The organism is Streptomyces sp. NPDC005070 (assembly GCF_053600395.1).
In genome coordinates this window covers 19,228-33,818 of the sequence record NZ_JBSFZS010000044.1, presented here as the reverse complement: position 1 = coordinate 33,818, position 14,591 = coordinate 19,228, and the positions used below count along the sequence as shown (strand labels likewise).

Below are 14,591 nucleotides of genomic sequence, written 5' to 3'. Positions count from 1 at the left end.
ATCCAAACGGGCCCCGGGGCAAATAAGTTCAAACCAGTGGAAACCAGATGAGCCAGAGCAGCCGATCTACGAGTGAAGAGGGGGGCGGGGCACACATGGGCACTCCTTCGGCGATGCCGTCGGGCCCGGGGTCATGGGTACGGGGACCGAAGAACCCGCAACCGGCACCACCGCAGCCACAACCCACCCCCGCCGACCCCCCGACGGCACTCGCACAGCAGCCCGCCGCGCAGGCCGAACCGCAGCCCGCCGCGCACGCCGGGACGCAGGCCGCACCGCCGGCCGTGGCCCAGGCCGTGGCGCACGCCGGAACGCGGCCCGCGCCGCAGCCCGCACCGCAGGCCGTGGCTCAAGCCGTGGCTCAGCCCGTCGTGCACCCCGCTCCGCGGCCCAAGGCCGTTCCGGCGCGGGCCGGGGCCGGGCGGCGGGCGGCTTCGGCCTCCGGTGCGGAGCCGGCCTGGGGCCGGCCGAAGGCGCCCAGGGCGGCCCGCGGCACGTCACGTGACGAGGTCGGATGGGTCAAGGCACACGGCGGCTCCGGCGCGACCTCGCTCGCCGAACTGTTCGGCGGAGTGGAGGTGGGGGCCCGCTGGCCGGACCCCGCCCGCGGCGAGCCACGCCGGGTCGTCCTGGTCGGCCGGACCAGCGCGCGCGGGCTGCGGTCCGTCTCCCAGGCGCTCGGCGCGCTCAACGACGGCGACGCCCCCCAGGGGCTCGAACTGCTGGGCGTGGTCCTCGTGGCCGACGCCCCGGGACGGCTCCCGCTCGGTCTGCTGCGCCGCGTCCGCGTACTCCGCTCCGTCGCCCGGGTGCACCGCGTGCCGTGGATACCGGCGTGGCGTACGGGCGGCCGCCCCAAGTCCGTCCCCCGGCAACTCGCCGCGCTCGCCGCGCTGGTGGGCGCCGGGCACCACGGCGAGGGAGCCGCGTCGTGACCCAGCCCCTCCTCGACGCGCGGTTCCTGGCCGGCGCGCGGTACCTGGCCGCGTACACCCCGCCCGTGGAGGCCGACACGATCCTCGGCCTGCTCGCCTGGTGTGCCTCGGCCTGCGGAGTCGGCGGACTGATCATCGTCGGCATCCAGATGGCGCTCCAGCTCCGCCGCGGTGATCCCGGCGAGGGCGGCGAGCACTTCCGCGGCGTCTTCTTCGTGACCCTGAGCTGCCTGGTCGCCACGTCGGCCGGTCCGCTCGTCGCGGCCCTCGGCAGCCTCCAGCTCCTCGGTCCCTGACCCCGACGCACCTTCGCGCACAGCAAGTCACCCTCCCGCCCACCGCTCGTGCCGGGCGCCGAACCCTTCGGAGATCCTCATGTCCTCTCTGCTGTACGAAGCCACCAACATCCTCGCCGCCGGCGTCCCGCAGCCCGCGGCCAACGCCCCCGGAGAGCTCACCTCCAAGGTCAACACGGTCCTCGGCATAGCCGCCTGGGCCGGCACCGCCGCCGGCGTCGCCGGAGTGCTGATCACCGGCGCGATGATGGCCATGTCCGTGAAGCGGGGCGAGAGCTCGGAGCACATGAGCCGGCTCGGCATGGTGCTCGGCGGCTGTGTCCTCGTGGCCACCGCGGGCCCGCTCGTCAGCTTCGTCTTCGCGTAGGCCCGGCGGACGGTCGTGATGTTCAAGCGCAGGGAACGCCGGCTCGCGGAATCCGGGCCGTACTACAAACAGCGCAGTTGGCAGCTTTCGGCCGGATTCCTGGCCGTCGTGGTTGTGGTGGGCGGCGTCGTCACCCTGCTGTCCGGCCCGGACACGACAGCGGCCCACGCGAACGCCGCGGCCACCGAGGGCCCCCTGGCCGGCCCGTCCGCGAAGGACGGCCGGCCGCGGGGCTGCCGTACCGACGACAGCGCGGGCACGGTCCTGCCCGAGAAGGCGCCGGAGGACGTCGGCTGGCGCACGCTCGGTGTCGCGCGGGTGCCCGTCTCCGTCTCCGCGGGGCCGACCCGGATCCAGGGACCCCTGTGGTGGTGCTACGCGCACACGCCCACCGGGGCCGCGCTGGCCGCCCACATCATCCCCTCGCAGATGAGCGGCTCGGACTGGCACACCGTCACCGAGCAGCAGGTCGTCCCCGGCCGGGGACGCGACATGTTCGCGTTCCAGCGGGCCACCGTCCAGAGCACCGACAGCCAGAACAGCGGCACGGCCGTCGCGTCGTACGTGGGCTTCTCCGTGAGCTCGTACACGGAGAAGGCCGCGACGGTCCGCCTGCTCCTCAAGAGCGCCCAGGGATACGCGGCGACCGACATCTCCCTGGCCTGGAGCGGCGGCGACTGGAAGGTCAAGGCCGACGACAACGGTTCGCTGCACTCGCCGGTGTCGGCCGTCCAGAGCACCAACGGCTTCGTCCTGTGGGGGGTTTGACGTGAACTGCACCTCCGGGAACCCGGTCATCGACCTGGTGAAGGGGTTCTTCAGCTTTCTCGGCGATCCCATCGGGACCATCGTCGACCTCATCGCGAAGACGATCCTCGCGGGCGCGGTCGCGGTGTTCGCGGCGCTGACCACCAACGTCCCGACGCTGGAGCAGACCCAGACGTCGAAGGACATCAGCAGCGACACGCAGTGGATCGTGGTCTACCTCGCCGTCGGCTCGCTGCTGTTCGCCGCCTGCCGCATGGCCATCGAGCGCAAGGGCGACGCGGGCCGCACGGCGCTGAAGGGCATCATGCGGGTGGTGCTCGTCTCGGGCGCCGCCACCACCGTCGTCGTGGCCGCCGCGGCCGTCGGGGACAGCTACTCCAACTACCTGTTCAACAACGCCGTACGCGATTCGCTGAACAACGTCGGGGCCTGCTCGGACGGCAGCGGGATCCAGTCCTTCCTGCTGCTGGTCCTCGCGTTCCTGCTGCTGATCGCCGGGATCGTCCACACGGTCCTGATGTACATCCGGCTCGGCGTGATGATGCTGCTGCTTGGCACCCTCCCGCTGGCCGCCGCCGCCTCGATGACCGACTGGGGCGCCGGCTGGTGGCGCAAGCACATCGGCTGGATGATCGCCTGGCTGCTCTACAAACCCGCCGTCGCCCTCGTGCTCAACGCCGGCATGGCGATGATCAACTCGGGCAGGAACAGCGGAACCGGGGACGTCAGCACCATCAACACCCGGATCGCCGGTATCGGCGTCATGCTGCTGTCCGCCGTCGCCCTGCCCGCGCTGCTCAAGCTCATCGTGCCCGCGACCGCCGCCATGGGCACCGGCAACCCGATGTCCGCCATGGGACAGGCGGGTTCCAGCCTGGCCAGCGGCGCGGTGCAGCTCGGCGGCAGCCGCGGCGCCTCCGGCGGCGGCGGGCAGATGGGGCCGAGCGGGGCGACCGGATCCGGCGGCTCGGGCGGCTCGTCCGGAGCGGGCGGCTCGTCCGGAGCCACCGGGGCGGGCGGAGAGGCGGGCGCGGGTGGCGCGAACGGCGCGGCCGCGGCGGGCCGGGCCGGTGCCTCGGGTGCCTCAGCGGCGGGCGGCGCGGCCGCGGCCGCCGGACCCGCGGGGGTCGCCGTTCTCGCGGCGGTCGCCGCGGCGCAGGTGGCCGGTTCCACCGTGACCGGTGCCGTCGAGGGCGCCGACGGCGAACTGGGCCACAACAAGTGACCCCCGTCGCCTGACCCGCCCCCTTCTGTTCCTCTCTCCCGCCCCCCGTGAACGGCCGCCGGGTTCCCGCTCCCCCCGCGGGAACCCGGCGGTCTCACCGCGCCGCGCCCAACCCCCGTCACCTCACGAAGGGAAACCGGACTCATCATGTCCACGGAAGCCGTCATCCATCCGACCTACGGAAACTGGCGCAGGCCACGACGGCCGGGGCTCGGACCGCTCGGACTCGTCGGCACCTTCGGGGTCTTCGGCGGGCTCATCGTCACCCTGCTCGCGTCACTGATCTCGCTGTACGCGGCGCTGGTCGTGCTCGTCCCGGTCGTCGTGTTCCTGGTGCCGCTCGCCATCCGCACCCAGGACGGGCGCAACGTCTACCAGTTGATCACCCTGCGCGTCGGGTGGTGGCGCCGCAGGGCCAAGGGCGCGCACCTCTACGTCTCCGGCCCGCTGTCCGCCCGCCCCGGCGGCCGGTTCCGCCCGCCGGGCCTGCTCAACAAGGTCACCGCGACCGAGGGCCGGGACGCCTACGACCGCCCGTTCGGCGTGCTGCACCACCCGGTCCGCAACCTGTACACGATCGTCCTGGGCTGCGACCCCGACGGCGGCTCGCTCATCGACCCGGACCAGGTCGACGTATGGGTGGCGCTGTGGGGCGAGTGGCTGGCCCGGCTGGCCCACGAACCCGGTCTGAAGGGCGCCACCGTGATCGTCGAGACCGCCCCCGACCCGGGCACCCGGCTCGCCCACGAGGTACTGCCCCGCATCCACCCCGACGCTCCGCCGGCCGCCCGCGCGGTCATGGAGGAGGTCGTGGAGCGGTATCCGAGCGCGTCGTCCGAGATGCACACCTACGTCACGCTGACCTACGGCGTCCCGCCGGCCCAGCGGCGCAAGAAGGCCGACGTGATCGCCGATCTCGCCGTCCGTATCCCGGGCCTGCTCAGCGGGCTCGTCGCGGCCGGCGGCGGTGCCGCCTACCCGCTGTCGGCCGAGCGGATCGCCGAGGTCGTCCGGGTCGCCTACGACCCCGCCGTCGCCGCCGACGTCCTCACCGCCCGTGCCCAGCAGGGCGGAACGGGCCTGGAGTGGGACGACGCGGGCCCCGCCGCCGCCGTCGAGACCGTGAACAGCTACCAGCACGACTCCGGCGTCTCCCGCACCTGGCTGCTGACCCTGGCGCCGCGCGGCACCGTCCGCTCCTCGGTGCTCCGGGGCATGCTGGAGGCGGCCCCCGGAACCCGCCGCAAGCGGGTCGCCCTGGTCTACCGGCCCATCGACCCGGCCACCTCGGCCCGCATCGTCGAGGCGGACCGGCGCACCGCCCAGTTCATGGCCTCGTCCGGCAAGGGCATGGTGCAGGCCCGCGCGGCCTCCGAGGTGAGGGCGGCGGAGCAGACCGCCGCCGAGGAGGCCTCGGGCGCCGGGCTCGTGGAGTTCTCGCTGATGCTGACGGTCACCGTCGACAGCCTGGAGGAGCTGGCGGACGCGAGCGTCACCATCCGCAACCTGACCGCCGCGTCCCGGGTGCTGATGCGGCCCGCGGACCGGATGCAGGCGGCGGCGTTCACCTGCACGCTGCCCGCGGGAATCCTCCCCTGGGAGCAGACCCTCGTCCCGCACGAACTCCAGGAGGCGCTGTGAGCCGGCGCGAGCAGAAGCAGGCCGAGCGGGCCGACCGGCTGGCCGAGGAGCGGCAGACGCTCACCGCCGTGGACGGGGGCGCGGGCGGAGCCGCGGACGGAGAGAGCGGCACGGCGAACGCCCTGGCGAAGGAAACGTCGAAGCGTGATGCGAGGAGAGCGTCCAAGGCTCCGGTGAAGCCCAAGGAGCTGTTCGTTCCGCATCGCGGCTGGTACGGCGTGGGCGGCGGGCGCGTCGGTTACATGGATCCGCCCACCATGTGGCGGGCCACTACCGTGCAGGCGTGCGGCATGTGGCCCTTCGCCGCCGGTTCCGGATCGCCGATGACCGGGGTCCCGCTCGGGCAGCACCTGTTCACCGGTGCCACCGTCTGCGGCGACCCGCTGAACTGGTTCACCCGGGCCCGCTACATCTCCAACCCCTCCCTGTTCATGCTCGGCATGCCGGGCCTCGGCAAGTCCACCCTGGTCAACCGCATGCTGATCGGGCTCGCCGCGACCGGGGTCGTCCCGCTCGTCCTCGGCGACCTCAAGCCCGACTACGCCGACACCGTCCGCGCGCTGGGCGGCCAGGTGATCTCCATCGGCCGCGGCCGGGGCGGCATCAACGTCCTCGACCCCGGTGCCATGGGCGAGGCCGCCGTGAAGATCGGCGGCGAGGCGGGAGAGGTTCTGAAGGCCGAGGCGCACGGCCGCGTGCTGAACATGGTCGCCGCCCTCATCACCATCGTCCGAGGGCGGCCCATGGACGACCACGAACAGTCCGTGCTCTCCGCCGTCCTGCACCATCTGCGCGAACGAACCACCGAGGGCAGGGCGTTGCTGCTGCCCGACGTGCTGCGGGTGCTGACCGAGGGCCCGCCCCGGGTACGCGCGGTCACGCTCGACCGGGGCGACGACGCCCGCTACCGGGACGCCGTCGACCCGCTGCACCGCTCCCTGCTCGGCATCCTCGACGGCCCGCTCGGCGACACCTTCGCCTCCGAGACCTCCACCCGGATCGACCCGAACGCGCCCGCCGTGTGCATCGACATCTCCGGCATCGGCGAGGCGGACACCCAGCTCACGGCCGCGGCGATGCTGGCGGCCTGGTCGGACGGGCTCGGCACGGTGGCCGCCTCGCACGCCCTCGCGGACGCCGGACTCGCGCCCAGGCGCTGGTTCTTCACCGTCCTCGACGAGCTGTGGCGCCCGCTCCGCGCCGCCTCCGGCATCGTCGACCGCATCGACGCGCTGACCCGGCTGAACCGCTCGCTCGGACTCGGCGACGCGAAGATCACCCACACGCTCAAGGACGCCGAGGCCCTCGGCACGGACGCCGACCGCGCCAAGGCCCGCGGCTTCGTCGAACGGGCCGGGATGGTGGTGTGCGCGGGGCTGCCGAAGACGGAGATGGAGGACCTGGGCAGGGTGGTCGGCCTGTCGCGGCGCGAGATCGAACTCGTGTCCTCGTGGTCCTCGCCGCCGGGCTGGGGCGTCAACGGCGACAACGAGGAACCGCCGGGCCGCGGCCGTTTCCTCATCAAGGTCGGCGGCCGCCCCGGCATCCCCATCAAGGTCGCCATCACCGAAGCGGAGCGTCGGCTGCACAACACCAACACCCGCTGGACGCCGAACGAGGACGCCGTCGAGAAGGCCGCCGCCCGCGCCGCCGAGCAGGTGGCACGGGCCGCGCGGGAGGGTGTCCACGGATTCCCCGGCACCCCCGGTACCTCCGGAGCTCCCGGCGCTTCCGGCACCCCCGGAGCCGAGGCGGCGGCCGGGCGGTGGACCGCGTGAGCGCCCCTCGCGGCGGGACCGACCCGCACGACCTGCTGCCGTGGGCCGTCGTCGCCCTCGCCGGCACCGGCCTGCTGGTGTTCACGATCGTCTGGTCCGGCGGCACCCTCGGATCCGGACTCTCCGGCAGCGGCTGGGCCGCCCCGCCGTTCGCCCTGTCCACCGTCACCCGCCTCGCCTCCGACGGGCCGGGCGCCCTGTGGCCCGAGGCGCCGGCCGCCGCCGTCTACGGAGGCATGGCCGGGCTGCTCACGCTGGTGACGCTGCCCGTCGCCGTCGTCGTACGCCTCCTCATGGACCGTTCGGCCCGCCCCAAGGGCCTGGCCGGGCGGCGGGAACTCGCCGCGATGTGCCCGAAGGGCATCGAGGCCCGCGCCCGCGACCTGCGCCCCGGCCTCACGGGCCGCGATCAGGTGCACCCGGACGAGACCGGCAACCTCCTCGGCGACCTGGAGCCCAAGGGCCCCGAGCTGCGCAGCAGTTACGAGGACGTGGAACTCGACCTCATGGCGCCCCGCGCCGGCAAGTCGACCGGCATCGCCGTCCCCCGGGTGCTGCGCGCCCAGGGTGCCGTCCTGCTCACGTCCAACAAGGCCGACGTGTACGCCGTGACCCGCGCCGAACGCGCGAAGGCGGGCACGGTCTGGACGTTCGACCCGCAGGGCATCGCCCACACCCCGCGCGCGATGTGGTGGAACATCCTCGGCGAGTGCCACACCATCGAGGGCGCCCGCCGGATGGCCGGCCACTTCGTCGCGTCCGTCAACGACGACAGCGCGAAGAAGGACTTCTGGATCTCGGCCGCCCAGAACACGCTCACCGCGCTCTTCCTCGCCGCCGCACGCGGCAGGACCCCGCTGACCGAACTCCTCGCCTGGCTCGCCGACCCCGCCGACCGCGCCCCGATCGACCTGCTCCGCCAGGTCGGGCTCGGGGCGATGGCCGAGCAGTTGCAGGGCACGGTGCGGGGCGCGGTGGAGACACGCGACGGCATCTACGAGACGGCCCGGCAGACCGTCTCCTGCCTCCTCGACCCCGAGATCCTCGCCTGGGTCACCCCCGACCCCGGCCTTCCCGAGTTCCGCCCGGACGAGCACGTCCTCGGCCACGACACGCTCTACCTCCTGTCCAAGGACGGCGGCGGTTCGGCGGCCGGCGTCATCGCGGGCCTCGCGGACGCGACGATGCGGGCCGGTGTCGTGGCCGCCGAACGCATGGGCGGCCGCCTGGACCCGCCGCTGACCGCGGTGCTCGACGAGGCGGCGAACGTGTGCCGCATCTCCGATCTCCCCGATCTGTACTCGCACTTCGGCTCCCGTGGCATCAACGTCGTCACGCTGCTGCAGAGTTACCGCCAGGGGGCCCGGGTGTGGGGGGAGGTCGGCATGGACGCGCTGTGGAGCGCGGCGACCATCAAGCTCCTCGGCGCGGGTCTGGACGACGCCGACTTCGTCCAGAAGATCTCCACCCTCGTCGGCCAGCACGACGTGCGCACCCCGAGCGTCTCGCGGAGCAAGGACGGCACGTCACGCTCGTACTCCTACCGTCAGGAGGCCGTCCTGCCGCCCGACCGGATCCGCGCCCTGCCGAAGGGCACCGCGCTGCTCCTCGCGACCGGTGTCAGGCCCGCCCTGATCCGGCTGCGCCCCTGGTACAAGGAGCCCGGGGCCGGGGCCATCTCGGCGGCGGCCAAGGCGGAGACGGCGGCGATCACGGAACGGGCAGCCGGTCGCGCCCTGCCGGGTGTGACCCTGAGCAAGCCGGAGCCCGGCCGGGACGTCGCGCCAGCGTGACCGTGCGCAGCACCAGTTCGGCGGGCCCGTAGCGGACCCGGCTCATCAACAGGGCGCCGAGCGCCAGTTGGGCGCCGTACAGGAGCACGCAGCCCGCGAGGACGACGGCCGTGCCGACACGGTCGTACAGCCCGAACCCGTACCCGGTGAACACGCAGGCGAGGACGAGCGACTGGGTGAGGTAGTGGCTGAGCGCCATGCGTCCGGAGGCGGCGAGCACAGCCGCCGCCGGACGCGACGCACCGGCCAGCAGGAGCACGCCGCACGCGTACGACGCCGTGAGGGCCGGCGCGGTCAGCAGCGACACCGCGTGCCCGACCAGGAACCACCGGCTGTCCAGGGGCCCGTTCGCGCAGCAGGCGGTGACGGCACCGCCCGCCAGGCCCACCGGCAGCCACCGTACGGCGGTCCGCCGCAGCCACACCAGGTCCCGGCCGCGCCGCTCCACCAGTCCTGCCTTGGCCGCCGCGAGCCCCGCGAGGAATGCGGCCAGCATGTCCGGGGCGTACATCAGGTTCGCGCCGAGTGCCGAGGGCAGCTCGCGCAGATGCGCCCCGATCACCGACAGGGGACCACCGCGGTAGGCGGCCACGGTGTCCGCGACCCGGGGCGCGTACTGAGCCGGCGTGACCGGTTCGGTGAGGGCGACGGTGAGCAGCCCGTACCCGAGCAGCAGGACGGCCAGGCCCGCCACCAGAGCGACCGCGAGGCGCAGGGCGGCCCGGGGCGTGAGGTCGCGCAGCCCGTACAGGATCAGCCCGAGAGCGGCGTACGTCATCAGGATGTCGCCGGGGTACAGCAGCACGGCGTGCGCCAGCCCGAGACCGAACAGGCCCGCCGTGCGCCGCAGATGACGGAGTCCGGCGGCGGAGTCCGACGGCCGGGCCGCGCGCCGGTCGAGGACGAAGCTGTAGCCGAGGAGGAAGGAGAAGAGCTGGTAGGCGGTGGTCGTCGCGGTCACGCCCCACGCCGCCGCCCGGTCCACGGCCGAGGCTCCGGGCCCGCCGCCGAAGGAGGTGTAGGGGTCCGCCATGAGCTGCGCGTTGACGAGCAGGATGCCGAACAGGGCGGCTCCGCGCAGCACATCGACCTCCCCGACCCGGCCGCCCCTCGCGCCGCCGCCCGCCTCGCCTACCCGGCCAGCCCCCGCGCCACCAGCGCCCGCCTCACTCTCCCCGCCGCCCGCCTCGCCCTCCCGTCCGCTCACGACGAGACCACGACGCCCGTACCGAACGCCAGGGTCGAGGACAGGAACCATCCGAACGACGGCGCCAGCAGGTACCGCAGGGTCCACAGCCGGGCCGTGGCGGGCCGGTTCCGCGTGTAGACCACGGGCACGCGGCCGCCGACCGGCGGCAGCCCGCACAGCGGCCCCCGCCACCCCGGGTCGAGGACGAGCCCCCGCCCCAGATGGTCCGAGAACACCACGAGCCCGCCCCACCGGCGGTCCGACGCCTCCCGGGGTCTCACCTGACCCATGACGCGCAGTCCGCGCAGGGACAGCCGTACGGCCGCCAGCGCCGACCGTGTCGCCAGCGTCAGGAACCCGAGGCCGGACCCCGTGCACAGCGCCAGCAGCACCAACTCCGCGCCCATACCGCTCCCTTCGTCCGCGAACCGCACCTGGACGCACAACGGGGCGCGCGTCCCACCGGTTCATACCCGCGGTTTGAACCACCGGACGCCACCGCCCCGTTGTGGGGGCGACCCCGCCCCGCACCCCGCACGTGACGCCCTTGGAAGGAGCTTCGGCACAGATGAGACGGACTCTGCGCGCACACGGCCACCGGACGGCGGTGACCGTCACCCTGGCCCTCGCCCTGGCGGCGACGACACCGCCACCGGCCGGTGCCGATCCGGCCGAGCCCGGCACCCTCGCCGAGGTACGTACCGAGCTCAAGCGCCTCTACCACGACGCGGAGGTCGCCACGAACAAGTACGACGCGGCCGACGAGAAGGTGACCGAGCAGGCGAAGCGCGTGCACACGCTCCGGACCCGGATCGAGGCGGCCGAGACGCGGCTGGGCCGCCTCACCTCCCTGGCGGGGGCGGCGGCCCGCGCCCAGTACCGGGGCGACAGCCTGCCCGCCGAGATGCAGTTCGCCCTCTCGGACAACCCCGAACACGCCCTCGACAACGCCTCCTTGGCCCGGCAGGCGCAACAGGCGACCCAGGGAGTCCTGACTGCCCTGACCGCGACCCGCGAGGACCTGGAGACCCGGACCCACGACGCCACCGGCGTCCTGAAGAGCCTGCGGGAGAGCCGCGCCGCCAAGGACACCGAGCGCCGGGCGATCGAGAAGCACATCGACGACGCGAAGAAGCTGGAGTCGCGGCTGGAGAAGAAGGAGATCGAGCGGATCGCCGCGCTGGAGAAGAAGGAGGCCGACGCCGCCCAGGCGAAGTGGGTGGGCTCGGGCATCCTCGACAAGGTCGGCACCGAGGCGACCCCGGCCGGGAAGAAGGCGATCGAGTTCGCCACCCGTCAGCTCGGCAAGCCCTACGTGTGGGGAGCGGAGGGCCCCGACTCCTACGACTGCTCGGGGCTGACCTCACAGGCCTGGCTGTACGCGGGCCGCCTCATCCCCCGTACCTCCGAGGAACAGTGGCGGCGGCTGAAGCGCGTCCCCGTCGAGGACATGCGCCCCGGCGACCTCATCATCTACTTCGCCGACGCCAGCCACGTCGCCCTCTACATCGGCGACGGCAAGATCATCCAGGCCCCGCGCCCGGGCCGCTGGGTGTACGTCTCCCCGGCCGCGTCGATGGAGATCCTGGGGGTGGTCCGGCCGGACGGCTGAGACTCGGACGGCTGAGGCCCGGAGGCTTGAAGCCTGGACGTCCGAGGCCGCGACGCGGAAGAAAGGCGAACGCGGGCGAGGGGCGGACGCGGGCGAGGGGCGGACCGCGGTGGTCCGCCCCTCGTCGCCGCCGGGCCCGGGGTCCCCCGGTCCTGGACACGCCCGTCCGCCCCGAACGCCTCCCTCAGCCCTTGGCCGACGGCGGTCCCGGGGGCGGCCCGAACGGGTCGACGGCGTCGACGACGGGAACCTCCTTCGGGCGGTGCGAGCCGGGCTTGCAGCCGGCGAACACCCCGGACGGGTCGCGCAGGTTCTGCATGATCGGGGCCAGATAGTCCCGGTGCCAGCCGGCCGGACCGCTCGGACCGGACTCGGAGCCGGTGTCGCTCAGCTCCCCCCAGGCGAGCCACAGCCCGTGCAACTGGGCGACCGCCTCCGGGTGCTCCCACCAGCGCGAACACCAGGGAGACAGGGCGGTGACCTCCCTGCCGTAGACCGGGAGCAGCACGTGGTGGACCCACAGGGTGAGCTGTCGCAGCGCCCGGCCGTACTCGGGCGCCTCCAGGTAGAGGATGAACTTCGGGGCGGGGGGCGCCGCCTGCTCGGCGTCATGCGTCTGGACCGTCATGGCGCTCCTTCCTGATGCGCGGCCGAAGCCGCGTCGGACAGTGGTCGCGGAAGCCGGGGAGCGTGACACCCGGATCCCGGCACCACAACGCATGCGTGCGGTAGGGGGTTCACGCGTCCGGTGGATCCGCGCGCCGGCGCCGGGTTGAACCGCGCGGAGGTGACGTCCGTTGCGTCTTCCGCGGCCGCGGAAACGGCCGCGGAAGTCGCAACGGAAGACGAGCGTTCGGCACGGCAGTGCCCCAACGCGGGCGAGTGGCACATCACTTGCCGCTCCGGCGAGGAGGACCTCACGATGGCGCGTTTCGACGAGGCGAAATTCAGGTCCGACGAAACGGACATGAGAGCGGACCTGACGAAGTACGGCCTGCACAAGGACCGAGCGTTCATGCAGGCCTTCGACGGCTACATGAACCAGCTCCACCTGAACGGTACGTGGCTCAACGAGGGGCACAAGCCCAACCCGCAGTGGTCGGGCGACGCGGCCAACAACCTGATCGCCCAGTTCGACCGGCTCAACGCCCTGCACGTCCCGGCGGACTGGTGGCGGGCGAACCGGAGGGACAAGAACTTCGACAGGATGCGGGACGCGAAGGCGCAGGAGACCTTCGACAAGAAGTACCTCTGGAGCAAGACGGAGCCGTACTACCCGGCCCGTCAGGCGGCGAAGGCCGGCGGCCTCATCCTCGAGACCTCACCCCCGGGAAAGATCTTCAACGGGAGGAACTGCGGGTTCGAGAACTGGTCGGACGCGCAGGTTCAGGCCGACCTCTGGACGCACATGTCGAACCACTACGTGGACGGCACGCGGGGCCCGGTCGAGGCGGTGATGCTCGGCGGCAAGGTGGAGAACAGCGTCCTGACGAAGTACGAGTGGCCCCACCTGAAGGAACGGATCGAGGCCGGTCTCGTCTCCAACCTGCACGTCAAGGTGATGGGCATCAGGAACGACTCGCAGGAGTCGGGGGCGTGGTCACTGGAGACGAGGGCGACGTACAACGTCCACTCGCAGAACTCGTTCGACCAGATCCCCTCGCCGGACGACCCGCAGTTCGCGGACAAGCAGAACCGCTGGCGCAACCAGGAGAAGGCGCGCAACGCGAGCAAGTCCTCGGCCAGTTCGTCGAGTTCCCAGGACAGCGCGGCGAGCGGCCATTCGCTGAAGACCTTCCACAAGGCGTTCGACGACCCCAACGCGGTGGTCGTCCTGTCGGACCCCGCGACGGGACGGGTGGCGGGCACGGAGAGCCCGAACGACCTGTCCCAGGTGGTGAGCCGCCAGCTCACCCGGGTGGACACCAACGCCTCGCTGCAAGGGGCGGGCAGGGCCGCGACCGTGGCGGCGGTGCAGGCCGAGCTTCAGGCCCAGGAGGCGGCGGCGCACTCGCTGGACGGGAAGCTCGCGGCCTTCCGGGAGGAGCAGCAGCGCAGGGCGAGCACGTCGGCCTGGCCCGGCACACCGGACTACGGCGCCCAGTTGTCGCAGGGCATGGCCGGCATGGACCTCGGGTCGTCCGCCGCGCACTACTCGCCGACGGCGGACTACTCCCCGACAGCCGACTATTCGCCGACGGCGGAGATGCCCACGACCGGGGACCACTTCGCGCCGGGCGGCTTCCAGGAAGGCAGCCTGGCGGCCGGGCAGCCGCATTACACCTACGCTCTCCAGCCGGTGGGCACGGGACAGGGCTACTCCTTCCCGCAGTCCGAGTCGCCCGTCCAGGAAGAGGCGTTCGCGTATCCGCCGCCGCCGGTCGGGAACACCGAGATGTACCACCCCTCGTACACGAACACGCAGCGGAACACCCCGAGCACGGGCTCGGCCTCCTCGGAGTTCGGAGAGCCCCTGGCCCGTGCTCCCAGGAACCCCAGCCCGCCGTCCAACGCCCCGGCGCAGAAGAGTTCGTCGGGGAAGAAGGCGAAGGAGCCGAAGACGGGGGGCGGCTTCGCGGGGTGGGTGAGGGGCGACCAGTACCGGAAGAAGCCCGGCGGCCCCAGCAAGAAGTAGGCCGCTCGGGGCGGGTGGCGGCCGTCGGCCGGAGGGCACTCGGGCCGACGGCCGCCATCCCCGTTGAACTGACCGGCACCCCGGGCCCGTTGTGCTTCCCGAACCCGTGTCGGCACCGGGCCGACGCCGTACGACCGAGAAGTCCGGAGGTACGCGCATGTCCGCTGCCCACGCACGGCGGTTCGCGGCGCAGGGCCTGCTGAAGCGCCGCGGGTCCACGCCTCCCGCGAACGGGTGCTACCACCGTACGGACCCGCCGCGTCCGACCGACGGCGCCCGCTGGTTCCCCGACGCCCCGCTGCCTCCGGGCCTGCTGCCGCTGCCGAGCGGGTTCGAACTGCGCGGGGCCTGA

Annotated in this window: 14 protein-coding genes; 11 read left to right on the top strand and 3 right to left on the bottom strand. The window is 73.1% G+C overall.

The window, feature by feature from the left end:
* Nucleotides 1-95 precede the first annotated feature (95 nt).
* From ACWEBX_RS17305 to ACWEBX_RS17270, 8 genes are all read left to right on the top strand, one after another.
* Nucleotides 96-935 (top strand): hypothetical protein, encoded by an 840-nt coding sequence (locus ACWEBX_RS17305; RefSeq protein WP_451885689.1) that lies wholly within the window; start codon nucleotides 96-98, stop codon nucleotides 933-935.
* Nucleotides 932-1,231 carry a hypothetical protein gene (locus ACWEBX_RS17300; RefSeq protein ID WP_355763302.1) on the top strand — a complete coding sequence of 100 codons (300 nt, stop codon included), beginning with the start codon at nucleotides 932-934 and terminating at the stop codon, nucleotides 1,229-1,231. Before ACWEBX_RS17305 ends, ACWEBX_RS17300 begins: the two co-directional genes overlap by 4 nt.
* A gap of 79 nt (nucleotides 1,232-1,310) precedes the next feature.
* Nucleotides 1,311-1,598, top strand: a complete 288-nt coding sequence (locus ACWEBX_RS17295; protein WP_355763305.1) for a hypothetical protein — start codon at nucleotides 1,311-1,313, stop codon at nucleotides 1,596-1,598.
* Between the two features lie 18 nt (nucleotides 1,599-1,616).
* Nucleotides 1,617-2,366, top strand: a complete 750-nt coding sequence (locus ACWEBX_RS17290; protein ID WP_451885688.1) for a hypothetical protein — start codon at nucleotides 1,617-1,619, stop codon at nucleotides 2,364-2,366.
* Nucleotide 2,367: 1 nt separating this feature from the next.
* Entirely contained in the window at nucleotides 2,368-3,591 is a 1,224-nt protein-coding gene (locus ACWEBX_RS17285; protein WP_451885687.1) for a hypothetical protein, read from the top strand.
* Between the two features lie 147 nt (nucleotides 3,592-3,738).
* Nucleotides 3,739-5,232 (top strand): SCO6880 family protein, encoded by a 1,494-nt coding sequence (locus tag ACWEBX_RS17280; protein WP_451885686.1) that lies wholly within the window; start codon nucleotides 3,739-3,741, stop codon nucleotides 5,230-5,232.
* Complete coding sequence (locus tag ACWEBX_RS17275) at nucleotides 5,229-7,010, top strand: ATP/GTP-binding protein (protein ID WP_451885685.1); 1,782 nt, start codon at nucleotides 5,229-5,231, stop codon at nucleotides 7,008-7,010. The genes ACWEBX_RS17280 and ACWEBX_RS17275 overlap by 4 nt, the downstream gene beginning before the upstream one ends.
* A complete protein-coding gene (locus ACWEBX_RS17270; protein ID WP_451885684.1) occupies nucleotides 7,007-8,803 on the top strand; it encodes a type IV secretory system conjugative DNA transfer family protein in 1,797 nt (598 codons plus the stop codon). Before ACWEBX_RS17275 ends, ACWEBX_RS17270 begins: the two co-directional genes overlap by 4 nt.
* Here the strand turns inward: ACWEBX_RS17270 and ACWEBX_RS17265 are convergent.
* Nucleotides 8,721-10,010 (bottom strand): DUF418 domain-containing protein, encoded by a 1,290-nt coding sequence (locus ACWEBX_RS17265; protein ID WP_451885683.1) that lies wholly within the window; start codon nucleotides 10,008-10,010, stop codon nucleotides 8,721-8,723. The genes ACWEBX_RS17270 and ACWEBX_RS17265 overlap by 83 nt on opposite strands.
* The gene (locus ACWEBX_RS17260) at nucleotides 10,007-10,399 is read right to left on the bottom strand and encodes a hypothetical protein (RefSeq protein WP_355763326.1); all 393 of its coding nucleotides are present in this window, start codon (nucleotides 10,397-10,399) and stop codon (nucleotides 10,007-10,009) included. The genes ACWEBX_RS17265 and ACWEBX_RS17260 overlap by 4 nt, the downstream gene beginning before the upstream one ends.
* A gap of 161 nt (nucleotides 10,400-10,560) precedes the next feature.
* Here ACWEBX_RS17260 and ACWEBX_RS17255 point away from each other — a divergent pair, with 161 nt between their 5' ends.
* The gene (locus ACWEBX_RS17255) at nucleotides 10,561-11,604 is read left to right on the top strand and encodes an NlpC/P60 family protein (protein WP_451885682.1); all 1,044 of its coding nucleotides are present in this window, start codon (nucleotides 10,561-10,563) and stop codon (nucleotides 11,602-11,604) included.
* Nucleotides 11,605-11,788: 184 nt separating this feature from the next.
* On the opposite strand, the gene ACWEBX_RS17250 is transcribed toward ACWEBX_RS17255, so the two are convergent.
* Entirely contained in the window at nucleotides 11,789-12,232 is a 444-nt protein-coding gene (locus tag ACWEBX_RS17250) for a DUF4913 domain-containing protein (protein WP_451885681.1), read from the bottom strand.
* 294 nt (nucleotides 12,233-12,526) lie between these two features.
* On the opposite strand from ACWEBX_RS17250, the gene ACWEBX_RS17245 reads away from it, so the two are divergent.
* Both ACWEBX_RS17245 and ACWEBX_RS17240 read left to right on the top strand, forming a co-directional pair.
* Nucleotides 12,527-14,239 carry a hypothetical protein gene (locus ACWEBX_RS17245; RefSeq protein WP_451885680.1) on the top strand — a complete coding sequence of 571 codons (1,713 nt, stop codon included), beginning with the start codon at nucleotides 12,527-12,529 and terminating at the stop codon, nucleotides 14,237-14,239.
* A 157-nt stretch (nucleotides 14,240-14,396) separates the two neighbouring features.
* A complete protein-coding gene (locus ACWEBX_RS17240; RefSeq protein ID WP_451885679.1) occupies nucleotides 14,397-14,591 on the top strand; it encodes a hypothetical protein in 195 nt (64 codons plus the stop codon).

What these genes read in the sequence shown, in the direction of transcription:
- ACWEBX_RS17290 (WP_451885688.1), top strand. Translation starts at nt 1,617, where the DNA reads ATGTTCAAGCGCAGGGAACGCCGGCTCGCGGAATCCGGGCCGTACTAC.
- ACWEBX_RS17255 (WP_451885682.1), top strand. Translation starts at nt 10,561, where the DNA reads ATGAGACGGACTCTGCGCGCACACGGCCACCGGACGGCGGTGACCGTC.
- ACWEBX_RS17305 (WP_451885689.1), top strand. Translation starts at nt 96, where the DNA reads ATGGGCACTCCTTCGGCGATGCCGTCGGGCCCGGGGTCATGGGTACGG.
- ACWEBX_RS17295 (WP_355763305.1), top strand. Translation starts at nt 1,311, where the DNA reads ATGTCCTCTCTGCTGTACGAAGCCACCAACATCCTCGCCGCCGGCGTC.
- ACWEBX_RS17245 (WP_451885680.1), top strand. Translation starts at nt 12,527, where the DNA reads ATGGCGCGTTTCGACGAGGCGAAATTCAGGTCCGACGAAACGGACATG.
- ACWEBX_RS17240 (WP_451885679.1), top strand. Translation starts at nt 14,397, where the DNA reads ATGTCCGCTGCCCACGCACGGCGGTTCGCGGCGCAGGGCCTGCTGAAG.
- ACWEBX_RS17260 (WP_355763326.1), bottom strand. Translation starts at nt 10,399, where the DNA reads ATGGGCGCGGAGTTGGTGCTGCTGGCGCTGTGCACGGGGTCCGGCCTC.
- ACWEBX_RS17250 (WP_451885681.1), bottom strand. Translation starts at nt 12,232, where the DNA reads ATGACGGTCCAGACGCATGACGCCGAGCAGGCGGCGCCCCCCGCCCCG.
- ACWEBX_RS17280 (WP_451885686.1), top strand. Translation starts at nt 3,739, where the DNA reads ATGTCCACGGAAGCCGTCATCCATCCGACCTACGGAAACTGGCGCAGG.